Genomic DNA, 14052 nt, shown 5'->3' on the forward strand with positions numbered 1-14052 from the left:
TCAGGCTGCCTCAAGCTCCGGCATCGCAGATCGCTGGGCCGACCGCTGCGTCGATGCGGCCTCCTGTTTGATGGCAGTTTCATGAATCCATTGCTTGAGAACGGCAGCCACACGCTCCTCGTCCATCTCGATCATCTGTTCGAGGCGCAACTTGGCAGGCATGCGCATGCGCTGACGCAGATCGCTGAGGCTCGTCTTCATCTGATCGGCATAGGCTTCCGGCCCACCGATCACCGCTTTGGCGCCCTCACCTGCGATGGCCTGCTGTGTATCGCCAACAAAGTTTGGCACACCAGCTTCACTGGCTTCGCGCAGGGCAACTTCAGTTCCTGCCGATTTGGCATTCTGATCGCGCAGCAGCGGACGCACGCCGAACCAGATCAGGAGGGCAACAGCACCGAGAATTGCCAGCGCAGTAACGTAAGAACCGCTCTGACGCATCAGCTGTTCGGACCATGGCGTCGAAACCGGGTCCATATCCGCGCCTGCAGGATTGAGGAAATTGACAGCAGTCACGTTGATAACGTCACCGCGATCAGCGTTGAGACCGGCGGCGGTGGCAACGAGATCACGGATCTTCAGAATCTGCTGGTCAACAAAATCGGCGGGCGGCGGGGTCGTACCGGCAGTTTCAAGCAAACGCGTCTGATCAATAACGACAGCAATAGACAGACGTTTAACGGCATAACCATCGCTGACCGTAGACACCGTTTTGGTGTTCATTTCATAATTGGTCAGTTCTTCACGACGGTCGGTTTTTTCCGTGGAGCTATCACCATTACGGCTCTGAATTTCTTCCTGCGGAATATTCTGCTCAACGCCCGTCGCGTTGTCATTGCGGGAATTGCGGGAATCGCCGCTTTCTCGAACCACACGCACGGAACGCTCGACGCGTGATTCAGGATCAAAGCTTGTCTCGTTGGTCTGGCGGCGGTCTGTATCGAGTGACGCCTGAACGCTGCTCTGGAAATGACCGATACCAAGATAGGGAGCGAGCGCCTTACGGATGCTTTCATCAACATTCGCAGCCACCTGCTGCTCAAGCGATGCGGTCATAAGCGCTGCGCCATTGGCGGCTTCACCAGCGGATGCCAACAGGCGTCCATTGGTATCGAGAACGGTCACGGAAGATGCATCAAGCGAAGGAACTGCGGCTGCAACCAGCTGGCGGATCGATTGGGCAGATTCAGCGGCAAAGCCACCTTCAGCACGAATGACAACGGAAGCCGATGGTTTCTGATCACCACGACGGAACGAGCCTTTTTCTGCAAGTACGATATGAACGCGTGCGGCCTTCACGCCGCGAATTGCCTGAATGGTGCGGGCGATTTCGCCTTCAAGCGCGCGAACGTGAGTGATTTCCTGCATGAATGATGTGAGGCCGAGCGAACCCATATTGTCGAACAGCTCGTAACCGGCATTGTTCGAGGTCGGCAAACCTTTTTCTGCCAGGTACATGCGTGCTTGCTCAGCCTTGCCAATCGGGACAAGGATCGACGAACCGTCGGATTTGACATCAAAAGCAATACCAGCTTCACCAAGTGCCAGACCCATGCGGTTTACGTCATCGCGTGAGAGGCCAACATAGAGTGTTTCATAGGAGGGGCGGCTCAGATAAACGCTTGTGTACAGGATCGCGCCCATCAATGCTGCTCCCACAAGTCCGAGCGCTATAAGTTTTCGCGCGCCAAGCTTGCCGAGCGTTGCCTTAAGCTGTTCGAGTAATTGCTGGAAATTCTGCTGCATCAATACCACCGCCATCCTGATGCGAGCAAAATAGATCGCGAAGCTTGCGCGAAAGTGTCGGCCTGGATGACGGGGGCATTTTAAAAAAGAAGAAGGGCGCGGAATGAACCCCGCGCCCTCCAAATATAAGCCGTATCAGCTAAGCTATTAGCCGCGGAACAGCGACAGGATCGACTGGCTCGACGAATTAGCGATCGAGAGAGCCTGAACACCGAGCTGCTGCTGAACCTGCAGAGCCGACAGACGAGCCGATTCCTTGTTCATGTCGGCATCAACGAGCGTACCAACGCCCTTTTCGATCGAGTCGGAAAGACCCGAGAGGAAGCTCTTCTGGCTGTCGATCTGCGACTTGGCAGCACCAAGCTTAGCAGCACCGGTAGCCAGTTTGCCAAGCGAATCTTCAACAGCGTTCAGAGCGGTGTTGATGTCCGCGTCGGATACGGCTGTGCCTGCAGCTGGTGCAAAGAAGGTTGCTGACAACAGGCCACCAATCATGCCGCCCGAAGCTGGCGTACCGGCAGTTCCTGCAGTCGTTGCAACTGCAGTGTCAGCTGCTTCGAGGCTGATGGTGTCAACAGTAACTGTTGCGCCTGTGCGGTTGTAAGAAGCAACGACATTGAGATCACCTGCTGGCGCGTTCAGAAGATTAGAACCAGCGTAGTTGGCATTGGAAATTGCCGAACCAATGGTCTTCTGAATTGCTTCGATTTCAGTTGAAATCTTCAGCTGATCTTCTGCGCTTGCGCCCATAGCGGAAACAAGCTTGGTCTTCATCTTGTCGACTTCTTCGCGGATCTTGTTGATCGCGGAGTATGCAGTGTCAACTTTGCCAGCGCCAAGGCCGAGAGCGTCCTGAACAGCCGAGTTGGCCTTGTTGTCGGACTTCATCGAGGTCGCAATCGACCAATACGATGCATTGTCAGAAGCTTCGCCGATCCGCAGGCCGGTCGAAATACGGTTCTGCGTGGTTTCCAGCGACTTGTTGGTCGAGGAAAGAGTCTGAAGAGCGGTGAGAGCTGAAGAGTTGGTAAGAATGCTAGCCATTGTATTGCCCCTTGGGAAAACAAACTGAGGGACAGGCCGGATTGAATATTACCGGCATAGGGGAGCGGCATCATGCCTGTCTCCACGAAACGCGTGGAGACCCACTATGGCTGCTAGCACTATAACCCAATTGTTAAGAATATATTAATATAATGCGGACGTTTTTAACGAACCACGGTTTTCGGGAGGCGCATCTCGTCAGGATGCTTAACGACCCGTTGAGATAGAACCACGGGCGCCTCGAAACATCCCTTTGCCCCGGGCATCATTTACGAGAATGATCGTATCAGGCTTCCCACGAGGATGTTCCAGCCATCGATCAGCACGAAGAACAATATCTTGAACGGCAAGGATATAACCGTCGGTGGCAGCATCATCATGCCCATCGACATGGTGAGTGTTGCAACCACAAGGTCGATCACCAGAAACGGCAGAACGATCAGAAAGCCTATTTCAAAGCCGCGACGCAATTCCGAGATCATGAAGGCTGGGACCAGTACACGGAAATCCACAATGCCATCTTCACCTGTACGGAAAGCCGGGTCCGCGAGATCTTCAAACAGGCGCAAATCCTTGTCTCGCACTTCGCGCATCATGAATTCACGAAACGGAGTGGAAATTTCACGGAAAGCCACCTCTTGCGTGATCTCGTTGCGCATCAATGGCTGAACGCCATTGTTCCACGCGCGATCAAAAACCGGTGCCATAACGTAAAACGTCATAAACAATGCCAGCGAAATCATAACCATACTGGCGGGAGCAGTCTGTAGCCCAAGTCCCGAACGCAAAAGCGAGAACGCAATTGCGAAACGCGTGAAACTTGTAACCATGATCAACAAGCCAGGCGCTACCGACAGTACCGTCAGAAGCCCGAACAGCTGAACAATCTGTCCACTCGCCGTACCGCTTCCCGCAGGCAACAGATTATCCAGCGACAAGGCCTGCGCATGAGCGGCAGAAACAAATGCCAGCGTCAGCAGGCTTGTAAGAGTGATAATCTTTTTCATTCTACTACCAGCGTCGAAATGAAGACCCGGTCCACCGCGCCTTCCGAACGCATGCGCGCCCTCTCTTCAAGATCAGCACGCAAATAAGCCAGCCCTGCCGCACCCTGCAATTGCATGAGATTGACGCTGCGCAGGAAGCTCATAAAATCATCGCCCACACTTGCCGCCACACCTGCAGGAATCTCTCGTCCCGGCTTCGCGACAAGAGAGGCTTCAAGCCGAACCCATGTGGTCTGCGGGATGCCGAGATTGGTGACAATCGGCGGCAACGGGACGATTGTACCGATGGAGCGGGATTCGAAATCGCCCTGCTTCGGCTTGTCATCTTTCGTTGTCGATTTGGCGGCAACTTGCTGATCGGCGGAAATTACCCCGCCAAGATACCAGCCGCCGCCGCCAGCAATTGCGGTCAGCACAGCGACAGCAGCCAGCAGCCCCACTATCGAGGTCTTTGCTTTTCCGTCTTTATCGATTGCCGTATCGCTCATGCCTGCTCAACTTCAGAACGGAGAAACCTGATCGAGAATCTGCTGACCATAGGGTGGCTGCTGAACCTCACTCAGACGCCCGCGCCCACCATAGGAAATGCGGGCTTCGGCTATTTTGTCGTAGGAAATCGTATTGTTTCCGGAAATATCGCGCGGACGCACAACACCCACGACATTCAGGACGCGCAACTCGAAGTTTACGCGGACTTCCTGCGAGCCTCGAATAATCAGATTACCATTGGGCAGAGTGTCGGTGACGATGGCAGCGACCTGCAGGCGGATGTCTTCGCTGCGTTCAATCTTACCCTTGCCCTTGGACGCGCTGTTGGAACGGGTATTGACCGATGCATCAATATCGCCACCGCCTGCTGCGCCAGAAAGGCTGCTGGTATCGAATGAAGCGCCCGCTCCATAAAGGCCTTTCGACACACGCTCACGGTCGGTCTTGTTATCCATATTTGCCCGATCATTGATCGAGATGATGACGGTTAGCACATCCCCAGGCTCAGCCGCACGCGGGTCCTTGAAGAAATTGGTCGAACGCTGATCCCACAGCGAGTATGACGCCTTGCTCGGACGAATGGGGTAGCCGCTATATTGCGGATTGTTGTTCATGCCGAGATTGGCAGCCACAGGCGACAGGTCTGGCGCACGGCCGATTTCTTCGGGCTTGGTGGCACAACCAGCCAGAAGAGCCAGCATCGCAGTTGCAAGGATTGCTTTGTTCATGCTTCTCGTCATTGCACTGTATTCCCGGTTTCAGCCTGAGCGCTCTGAGCCCTGTTGGATTGAGGTGCCGCAGCCGTGCGCTGCGAACCAACAATGACCCGTGCAAGCTTGGCCGCCTTCTCAGGCGGCATTTCATTGAGAATGATACTCGATACCCGTGGGTTGAGTTTGAGGATCAGAGCGGCAGCAGCCTCGTCGCCGATAAGCGACATCTGAGCTGCCGCAGCATCGGGTTTCATCTTGGAAATGATATCGACCAGTGAATCCTGCGCCTTGCTGACAAACTCGTCGCGACGCTTCAACCACATCTCATATTCCTTGCGCTTGTCTTCCAGCGCACGCATACGAGCTTCCACATCGGCTTTGAGATCGTTGAGCTGCTTGGTCTGAAGTGCAAACCGCGCATCTGCCGCCTGATCATCAATATTGCCGCAAAACTTGCGGATTTCATCGAGATTGCCAATTGGCGCCGAAGCCGCAAGCTGCTGCGCGGCAGTTGCTGGCGCTTCTGCCTGTGCAGTCGTTGGGACAGGCGGAAGTGGCTGCTGTGCGAAAGCCGAAACGCTTGCACCTACGAGCATCGCAACAGCTGAACCATAACCGATGATGTTTCTAACCATAGTCATTGCACCACCAGTTCTGCATGAAGTGCGCCGGACGTCTTGATGGCCTGCAGAATGGCAATGATACCGTTCGGCTTGACACCAATCTGGTTCAGGCCTTTCACGAGATTTTCGAGATTAGCCCCCGTCAGAATACCAATCTTGGCGTCAGCCTGATTGACTGCAATATCGGTATTCGGCTCAACTTCGGTCTCGCCATAGCTGAAAGGTTCAGGCTGTACGACCATCGGCGTTTCTGTGACCCGCACCGTCAGGCTGCCATGGCTGATTGCCACTTTGGAAATACGTACCTTCTCACCGATAACGACTGTTCCAGTGCGCTCATCCACCACCACACGGGCCACTTCATCGGTCGTAATTGGCAGACCTTCAAGTTCGGCAAGGAAGCGCGCCGCGGGAACATTCTTCGGCCGTTGCAGGCGGATGGTCTTAGCATCACGCGCAATCGCCACCCCACGTCCGTAACGACGCTTGGCGAACACATTGATCGTATCGGCGGCGCGTACGGCGGTCGTGAAATCAGGATCACGCAACTCGACAACCATTTCGCTGTCTTTGCCGAAATTGCCTGCAACCTCGCGCTCGACCAACGCGCCATTCGGAATACGGCCCGACGTCGGAACGCCCTGCGTTATGCTTGCGGCCTCGCCCTCGGCTGAAAAGCCCGAAACGATCATGTTGCCCTGCGCCACCGCATAAATCTGATTATCAGCACCCATAAGGGGCGTCATGACCAGCGTACCGCCTTGCAGCGACGTCGCATCGCCAAGCGACGAGACAGTCACATCGATACGCGAACCAGTTCCCGCAAATGCGGGCAGATTGGCCGTCACGATAACGGCTGCGGTATTCTTGGAACGGGTCGAATTGCGCGGTGCGCTGATGCCAAGATTATCGAGCATGGCACGCATGGACTGCTCGGTAAAAGGCGAATTGCGCAGACTATCGCCACTGCCCTTCAGACCGATAACAAGACCATAACCGACAAGCTGGTTTTCACGTACGCCCTGAATGGTCGCAATGTCTTTAAGACGTGCAACCGCACTACCCCTGCCGAGCTCGGCATAAGCCATTTTCGACGGATCGCCGCCAGAGCCAAGCCAGTCAGCGTCAGCTTCAACAGCGTTGCCAAACTCTCGTGCGTTTTTCGAAGACTCATCGGCAAAACCAGCGATAGGCTGGAGTGCTATGGCCAAAAGGGCGATGAGGGCTACGCGCGCTTTTTTCACTGCATCCCCACCTGAATGCGACCATCGGCAAGCACTGTGCCAGACACGATGATGCCGCTGTCGATATTGCGGATTTTGATGAAGTCGCCAGCCGCACCCGATTCAAGCGGTGTGCCCATAGCGGTGATAACGAGCGTGCCGGACGTGAACACCAGCGGCGCGGGAACGCCGCGCTTCACCAGCGATGGTTCGCCAAGTGCGGAAACGAGAATGGGCTTGCCCGGAAGTAGCGTCTTGCGTGCGACTTTGCCCGTAGCCTGATCCTGCGAAAGGACGTATTGGCTCGCGGCAGGCGCACTGATGAAAAACTGCTTTTCGAGAAGTGCCGTATCGCTCACGATCTGACCGGGATAGACAATCGCCGAAGGCACGACAAAGGCAATGCGGTCGGCAGCGCTCGCACCCGTTACTGCCGCCCCAGTGAGTGCGAACAGCAGAAGGCCGGCAGTGATTGCCAGCCTTGTATTCCGGGAAATTGCCTTCGTATAACTCATCGCCATCACCGTTGGAGCACATCCCGAAAAGTGGGAACCGGTTTTCGGACCAGGATGTGCGTAAAAACAAAAAGATAAAGCATTTCTATGCTTTAGCGAAGGTTCTTCGATACGGTCGCAGCCATTTCATCGGCCGCTTGAATGACCTTGGAGTTCATCTCATAAGCACGCTGTGCCGTGATCAGATCGGTGATTTCCTTCACTGGATCGACGTTGGATGCTTCGAGATAGCCCTGCTTGATCGCGCCATAGCCGGGATCACCGGGAACACCGACAAGTGGTCCGCCAGATGCTTCCGTTTCGCGGTAAAGGTTGCCGCCCAATGGTTCCAGACCAGCTTCATTGGTAAAGTTTGCAAGTGTAAGCTGGCCAAGATCGACCTGATTGACCTGATCCTGCAATTTGGCAAAGACCTGTCCGGTTTCGGTAATCGTTACCTCAATAGCGTCAGGCGGAATAGTGATGGCTGGCTCTATCGCGTTGCCATCGAGCGTTACCAGCTGACCGTCAGCATTCTTGTTGAATGCGCCAGCGCGTGTGTAAAGCGTTTCACCTGTCGGGCTCTGAATCTGGAACCAGCCACGACCCGTCAAAGCCACGTCGTATGGATTGCCGGTCTGGTTGAAGCTTCCCTGAATATGAAGATTGCGTACCGCTGCAGTCTGTACACCAAGCCCGACCAAAGCACCTTCAGGCACAATTGCCTGATTGGCCTGATTGGGCACGCCCGCCGTCCGTTCCGATTGGTACAGAAGATCAGAAAATTCTGCGCGTGCACGCTTGAAGCCCGTTGTGTTGATATTGGCGATATTGTTAGCAATCACTTCCAGATTGAGCTGCTGGGCGTTCATGCCGGTGGCGGCTATCGTCAGGGCTTTCATGGCAGGTCCTTATTCAGTGAGAGCACTCAAACCGGCATGCGGCTGATTTCGAGATAGGCCTGCACGATCTTGTCACGGATGGCGATCGCCGTCTGAAGTGACTGCTCGGCTTCCATGACAGAGCTGACCACATCGCGCAGCGGAGCATCACCCTTGATGCCCTGGATGGAGTTGGCTTCGGCGGCCTGCAGCTTCTGGCCAACCGAATCCGTCATCTGCGAAAGCACTTCCCCGAACGAAGCACCCGGAGTAGTGGGAATAGCCTGCGGGGCAGAAGTCGAGCCAACGCTCTTTTCGGCAACTGTTTCAGAAAGGCGCGACAGGGCGTTGCGCGCCGAAACGCTCATAATTGAGTCGTACATTAAGTGCTCCTCAGGAGATCGATGGTCATCGAGATCAGCTCACGCGCTTGTTTGACGACCTGCAAATTAGCTTCATAAGAACGGTTGGCTTCACGCATGTCCGCCATTTCGACGACCATGTTGACATTGGGATATTTCACATAGCCGCGCGCATCCGCAGCCGGATGGCTTGGATCGTATTCTTCGATGAAAGCGGAGGTATCCTTGCCGACTTCTGCAACCCGCACCTCGGCAGCGCCTGTGCCCTGCTCGACTTCCGTGCGGAAAGATACAGTCTTGCGACGATAAGGATCGGCATCTGCCGTCTTGGCTGTCGCCTGCGCATTGGCGAGGTTTTCTGAAACAATGCGCAAACGGGTCGATTGTGCGGAAAGGCCCGATGCGGCAATCTTCAAGGTATTCTGCAAAGCATCCGACATAGCTTACCCCCTCGCCACGGAGAGCATCATGCGGTGAAACGCCTTCACGATGCTTGTGTTGAGTGAATATTCACGGGCAACCTCGCCGGCCTTCATCATTTCACGTTCAACATCGACCGTATTGCCCGAATGGGTCTGCTCAGTGATATCTTCGGGACGCAAACGTGCACCAGCAATACCATTTGCTTCGGCTTCCAGATGCTGTGGACTTGTTGCAGCCATGGTGAGCTGGGTCTTGTCGAGCACATCCGCAAAGGGCTGAACATCACGCGCCCGGAAATCCGGCGTGTTCGCATTGGCAACATTGCCCGCAACAGTGGCCTGTCGTACCGACAACCACTGTGCCTGCCTTGCAGCCAGATCGAAAAGATGAATGGAGCTCATGGAGTTTCCCGCCTTTATAGTTTGTTAACTTAAAGGTCGGAACTTGCGTCAAGCTTGCGTAGCTTAAGCCATAAGACGTAGGCGGAAAGAGAAACTACCGCTTTTGATGAAACGCGCGCAGAAAACAGCCTGTCCCGCGCTCTATTTGCGCATCTCAATCACATCGCCAGCGGACGTCGTAAGCTTCCATGTTCCTGCTGAATTACCGCGCCCTATTGAAACGAGATGGCTACCATCAGGCAGAAGCGAGCCTTTTTCAACGAACCAGTAGCCTGATGTGTCTTCGATCATCGCCATGCCGCCAACCACTTCGCGCAGAGCGAAAATCGGCTTTGGAAGCGATTGACCCTCGCCATTACCATCGCCACCATTACCAGCCCCTGTTCCGGGCAATCCCTTGCCATTGGACATAACCGAACCGGTTGTCGTGGTATCGATGCTCTCATTCGGCGCAACCTGATCATTCGGGCGAAACGATGGAAAGCTGCGCACAGTCTTCTGTTCCGAACGGTCGAGCGGATCGACAATTTTACTATCGGCCTTTTTGTCTGGGCCGAGATCGACACGTTGCAGATAGGTGATGAAAGGAAGCATCGCACAGCCAACAGCGAGCGTGATCGCCGCGATTTTTAGATAGCGGTCAACCTGACTTTGCGGCTTTTTGGTTTCGCTTGCGGTGGCGGCTTCTACCTCTGCCGCAAGATCGGCGAGAATATCCTCTTCCCGTCTGTTGCGAGAACCCTTCATCATGTTCTTCATGTCTGCTTTTCTCCGCGTAACGCTGCGGCAAGGTCATGATAAGGATCTTCCGACAAGCCCGTTTCGGGTGATTGTTGCAGCGCATCGTAAATACGCGGAACAAAATCGACCGCCTGATCCAGCAACCCGTCATTGCCCTTCTGATAAGCGCCAATCGCGCGCAGATCGCGCGTTTCTTCAAAACGCGCCACCATGCTGCGCAACTGGCCCGCAAGCTTACGCTGTTCCGGCGTCCAGTTGTGCTTTGCAAGTCGCGATACCGACGCAGGAATATCAACTGCCGGAAAACGCCCCTGAGCGGCAATCGCGCGGTCGAGAACAATATGCCCATCCAGCGTGCCACGAATGGTATCGGAGACTGGATCATTGTGATCGTCACCATCGACCAACACCGAATAAATGCCGGTGATGCTACCGCCTGCCTCGGTGATACCCGGTCCTGCACGCTCAAGAAGGCGGGGTAGCTGACTGAAAACACTTGGCGGATAACCGCGCGAAACCGGCGGCTCTTCAGCGGCAATCGCCACTTCGCGCGCCGCATGTGCAAAACGTGTAACGGAATCCACAATCAACAGCACGTTCTGGCCAAGATCGCGAAAATATTCGGCTATCGCCGTTGCTGTATTGGGTGCAAGGCGACGCATCATCGGGCTTTCATCGCCAGTGGCGACCACCGTCACGGTCTTATTGAGATGCCCGGCCATGGTCTCTTCAAGCATCTCGCGCACTTCACGACCACGCTCGCCAGTCAGAGCCAGAACCACAGTGTCAAAATCGCCAGCGCGGGTCATCATAGCAAGCAATGTCGATTTGCCCACACCAGAACCCGCAAAAATGCCTATGCGCTGTCCAAAACAGAGCGGTGTGAAGATATCAATCACGTTGACGCCAGTGCGCAATCCGCGATCGACGCGGGCGCGGCGCAATGCGGCTGGAGCAAGATTCTCGGACGCCATGGGCCGTGTGCCGGGCTGAAGAGCGCCTTTACCGTCGATCGCTTCGCCAAGAGCATTGATAACCCGTCCACGCCATTCCGGCGCCGGGCGGATGCGCAGCGGGCCTTCCTCGAAAACAGCAGCTCCAAGTGAAGGGATAATGCGGTCGTCGAAAGGCTTCACCAGCACCTGACGGTCTGCCACACGGATGATTTCCGCCAGACTTTGTCCGCCATCAGCACGGATAGCTACCGCATCACCCAAACGCGCATTGCGCGACAGCCCGCGCACAGCAATTGCCGAACGCGACACATCACTCACCGTGCCACCAATGCCGGTTAGTGGCTTTGACGCTATCGATTGCTGACGTGCAAAGGCGGCAAGCCGCGCGAGCGGAAGGTCAGGCGTCATCCGTTTTTGGAGCCCAGCGTTCTGATGGCTTCAGCGACTGTGTTTTCCTGCTGGCCAAGCAGATTGTCGACCTGCTCGAAAGCACGGCTGACGCTGATCAGGCGCGTCATTTCCGTCATGCCATCAACATTCGAGCCTTCAATCATGCCCTGCACAACGCCTGCGCTCATATCGTCGACGACGGGCTGTGCCGGCTTGTTTGGCACAACGCCGGAATTGCCCGCATAACTCAAATCCGCATCGGCAGGAATTGAGAACAGACCAATTGCACCAATCTGCGCACCGTTCTGATAGACCGCACCATCGCTTGAAATTTTGGGCGCGCCGCCATCCGGATTGAGCACAATCGGCGCGCCGCCGACATCCAGAATGGAGTTTCCGGTTACAGACACCAGCTCGCCAGTCGGCATCATTTTCATGCGCCCGTCACGCGTGTAGACCAAACCCTGTGGTGTATTCACGGACATCCAGACATTACCTTTGACGGCAACATCGAATGGATTACCGGTTTCAAGCATCGAGCCAGCTTCGGTTCGGATGAAGCTCTTGCCAGCCGTGGCAAAGTTTACATCTTCGCTGGCTTTGTTGGAAACGATGGTATCGAACTTGGTGCCTTCGCCACGAAAGCCCGGTGTCGAAATATTCGCCACATTATGTGCAATGGCGTTCATCCGACGCTCGAGCGTTACGAGCGAAGAAAGCCCGACATAGATGGAATTATTCTGCATAGATCAGCGTCCGCCCGGCTTGAAGTTTTGCAATGTGGTCAGAATGCTGGCCGATATGCCAACTGACGACGTTCCACCCAACAAGAGTGACGCAATGGAAGCGGGGCTGCTTCCCGTTGGGTTGTTCATCTCATGCATGGCTGTAAAGCGTGAAATCAGCTTCGACACATAGTCTGGATCGGACATCTTGGAGAAGTCGACTTTGGCTTCGATCATCTTGGCCTGCTTGTCGATGTCGGCATTCGACATGGCTGAAGGCCAGCCAAAGGTCGTCTGCATCATCGTAAGCAATGCTTTGTCGCCAAGGATTTCATAGGCATTGGTGATGGTAGATGCCTTGCGCTCGAAATAAAGTGCCAGACGAACACCTTCATTCTGGTTGCCTGCTTCTGTTTCCAGTGTCTGGCGGAGATATTTATCCATCACGCCCTGCTGCGCATCAGTGCTTTCGGTCGCCTTGTCGCCTTTACCTTCAAAATCAAACGTTGTTGCGAATTCTTTATAACGTTTGTCCGTCAGCTTGTTCGCCATGGCGTCATCGCTTTTGACGCCTTCAGTGAGGATCTTGCGAACAAAAGCTTTCGCATAGGCCATGTCTTCGAGGCCAAACGCCTTCATCGCATAATTATAAAGCCGGGTATCGGACATGAAATCGTCAATCGATTTCACCTTGCCGATATTCTCTTTGTAGTAAGCCGTTTCCCGCTCAACCACAGGCTCCTTCGAGACGCGTTGCAACGACCGCGTCATATCGGACGCGATCAGCCGATAACTCATCATCGTGTTGACCATGCGAGAACCCCCTGCAATTTTTCTCTCCCTTTATGCGGTCTCAAGCTTGTCCGAAGCTGATGCATTCCGGTGTCATGTGACAAGCTTCGCGCAAGGCGCATTCCTTAAGGTGCAAAAATAAGTTCGAACCAACGGGAGTCTTGCGCTTTGGGTATTCTCATCGGCCTCGCCATCACACTGGGCTGCATGCTCGGCGGTTTCATCGCCATGGGCGGTCACGTCAGTGTGCTTATCCAGCCGTGGGAATTCGTCATTATTCTGGGCGCAGCACTCGGCACATTCTTTGTCGCCAACCCCCTTTCGCTTGTGAAGGATACGGGCAAGGCCTGCATGGAAGCCTTCACCAATAAGGTGCCAAAGCAGCGCGATTATCTCGACGTTCTGGGCCTGCTTTATAGTCTGATGCGGGAATTGCGCGCAAAATCGCGCAACGAAGTGGAAGTCCACATCGACAACCCAAAAGAGTCCGCAATTTTCCAGGCCTATCCAAGTGTTCTGAAAAACGACGACCTGATGCACTTCATCTGCGACTATTGCCGCCTCATCATTGTCGGTAATGTGCGTCCGCATGAAATTGAATCGCTGATGGATGAAGAAATTCACACGCTCTCGCGTGACAAGCTGAAGCCATATCAGGCGATGGTGACGATTTCGGAAGCGTTGCCCGCGCTGGGCATCGTGGCCGCAGTCTTGGGTGTTATCAAGGCTATGGGGGCGCTCAATCAGTCACCGGAAGTGCTTGGCCATCTGATCGGTGCGGCACTTGTCGGAACGTTTGCCGGTATTTTCTTCTCTTATGGTGTCGTCGGTCCAATCGCTACCAAGATCAAGTCTACCCGAGACAAGCAAAACCGCCTATATACCGTCGTAAAACAGACGCTGCTTGCCTACATGAATGGTTCGCTGCCGCAGATCGCGCTCGAATATGGCCGCAAGACCATCTCGGCCTATGAGCGCCCAAGCATCGACGTGGTTGAACAGGAAACCATGGCGACCACGCCGATCCAGCAGGCGGCGTGAT

Annotated in this window: 17 protein-coding genes; 1 reads left to right on the forward strand and 16 read right to left on the reverse strand. The window is 54.8% G+C overall.

Annotated features, from left to right (window positions below):
- The 16 genes from fliF to ACSME1_RS12025 all read right to left on the reverse strand — a co-directional run bounded on the left by fliF (window position 1) and on the right by ACSME1_RS12025 (window position 13031).
- Entirely contained in the window at window positions 1-1761 is a 1761-nt protein-coding gene (gene fliF, locus ACSME1_RS11950) for a flagellar basal-body MS-ring/collar protein FliF (RefSeq protein ID WP_435655254.1), read from the reverse strand.
- A gap of 132 nt (window positions 1762-1893) precedes the next feature.
- On the reverse strand, window positions 1894-2790 hold the full coding sequence (locus tag ACSME1_RS11955) for a flagellin (protein WP_024895895.1): 897 nt from the start codon (window positions 2788-2790) through the stop codon (window positions 1894-1896).
- 269 nt (window positions 2791-3059) lie between these two features.
- Window positions 3060-3797, reverse strand: a complete 738-nt coding sequence (fliP, locus tag ACSME1_RS11960; protein ID WP_024895896.1) for a flagellar type III secretion system pore protein FliP — start codon at window positions 3795-3797, stop codon at window positions 3060-3062.
- On the reverse strand, window positions 3794-4285 hold the full coding sequence (locus tag ACSME1_RS11965) for a flagellar basal body-associated FliL family protein (RefSeq protein ID WP_424577422.1): 492 nt from the start codon (window positions 4283-4285) through the stop codon (window positions 3794-3796). The genes fliP and ACSME1_RS11965 overlap by 4 nt, the downstream gene beginning before the upstream one ends.
- 12 nt (window positions 4286-4297) lie before the next feature.
- The gene (gene flgH, locus ACSME1_RS11970; protein WP_024895898.1) at window positions 4298-5026 is read right to left on the reverse strand and encodes a flagellar basal body L-ring protein FlgH; all 729 of its coding nucleotides are present in this window, start codon (window positions 5024-5026) and stop codon (window positions 4298-4300) included.
- The gene (locus ACSME1_RS11975) at window positions 5023-5640 is read right to left on the reverse strand and encodes a MotE family protein (protein WP_435655255.1); all 618 of its coding nucleotides are present in this window, start codon (window positions 5638-5640) and stop codon (window positions 5023-5025) included. The genes flgH and ACSME1_RS11975 overlap by 4 nt, the downstream gene beginning before the upstream one ends.
- Entirely contained in the window at window positions 5637-6968 is a 1332-nt protein-coding gene (locus tag ACSME1_RS11980; RefSeq protein WP_435655445.1) for a flagellar basal body P-ring protein FlgI, read from the reverse strand. The genes ACSME1_RS11975 and ACSME1_RS11980 overlap by 4 nt, the downstream gene beginning before the upstream one ends.
- Window positions 6863-7360 carry a flagellar basal body P-ring formation chaperone FlgA gene (gene flgA, locus ACSME1_RS11985; RefSeq protein ID WP_424577420.1) on the reverse strand — a complete coding sequence of 166 codons (498 nt, stop codon included), beginning with the start codon at window positions 7358-7360 and terminating at the stop codon, window positions 6863-6865. The genes ACSME1_RS11980 and flgA overlap by 106 nt, the downstream gene beginning before the upstream one ends.
- 92 nt (window positions 7361-7452) lie before the next feature.
- Window positions 7453-8241, reverse strand: coding sequence for a flagellar basal-body rod protein FlgG (gene flgG / locus ACSME1_RS11990; protein ID WP_024895902.1), 789 nt, complete (start codon window positions 8239-8241; stop codon window positions 7453-7455).
- Between the two features lie 26 nt (window positions 8242-8267).
- Window positions 8268-8603, reverse strand: a complete 336-nt coding sequence (locus tag ACSME1_RS11995; protein WP_007877059.1) for a flagellar hook-basal body complex protein FliE — start codon at window positions 8601-8603, stop codon at window positions 8268-8270.
- Window positions 8603-9022 carry a flagellar basal body rod protein FlgC gene (gene flgC, locus ACSME1_RS12000; RefSeq protein ID WP_024895904.1) on the reverse strand — a complete coding sequence of 140 codons (420 nt, stop codon included), beginning with the start codon at window positions 9020-9022 and terminating at the stop codon, window positions 8603-8605. The genes ACSME1_RS11995 and flgC overlap by 1 nt, the downstream gene beginning before the upstream one ends.
- A gap of 3 nt (window positions 9023-9025) precedes the next feature.
- Complete coding sequence (gene flgB / locus ACSME1_RS12005; protein WP_024895905.1) at window positions 9026-9406, reverse strand: flagellar basal body rod protein FlgB; 381 nt, start codon at window positions 9404-9406, stop codon at window positions 9026-9028.
- Window positions 9407-9547: 141 nt separating this feature from the next.
- Complete coding sequence (locus ACSME1_RS12010) at window positions 9548-10156, reverse strand: hypothetical protein (protein WP_424577694.1); 609 nt, start codon at window positions 10154-10156, stop codon at window positions 9548-9550.
- Between the two features lie 5 nt (window positions 10157-10161).
- A complete protein-coding gene (fliI, locus tag ACSME1_RS12015) occupies window positions 10162-11511 on the reverse strand; it encodes a flagellar protein export ATPase FliI (RefSeq protein WP_424577418.1) in 1350 nt (449 codons plus the stop codon).
- Entirely contained in the window at window positions 11508-12239 is a 732-nt protein-coding gene (gene flgF, locus ACSME1_RS12020) for a flagellar basal-body rod protein FlgF (protein ID WP_435655256.1), read from the reverse strand. Before flgF ends, fliI begins: the two co-directional genes overlap by 4 nt.
- Before the next feature lie 3 nt (window positions 12240-12242).
- Window positions 12243-13031: a DUF1217 domain-containing protein gene (locus ACSME1_RS12025; RefSeq protein WP_424577417.1), complete on the reverse strand. Its 789-nt coding sequence runs from the start codon at window positions 13029-13031 to the stop codon at window positions 12243-12245.
- Between the two features lie 147 nt (window positions 13032-13178).
- On the opposite strand from ACSME1_RS12025, the gene motA reads away from it, so the two are divergent.
- Entirely contained in the window at window positions 13179-14051 is an 873-nt protein-coding gene (gene motA / locus ACSME1_RS12030; protein ID WP_024895910.1) for a flagellar motor stator protein MotA, read from the forward strand.
- Window position 14052: the final 1 nt, after the last annotated feature.

Source organism: Brucella pituitosa (assembly GCF_965577835.1).
Taxonomy (GTDB): Bacteria; Pseudomonadota; Alphaproteobacteria; order Rhizobiales; family Rhizobiaceae; genus Brucella; species Brucella pituitosa.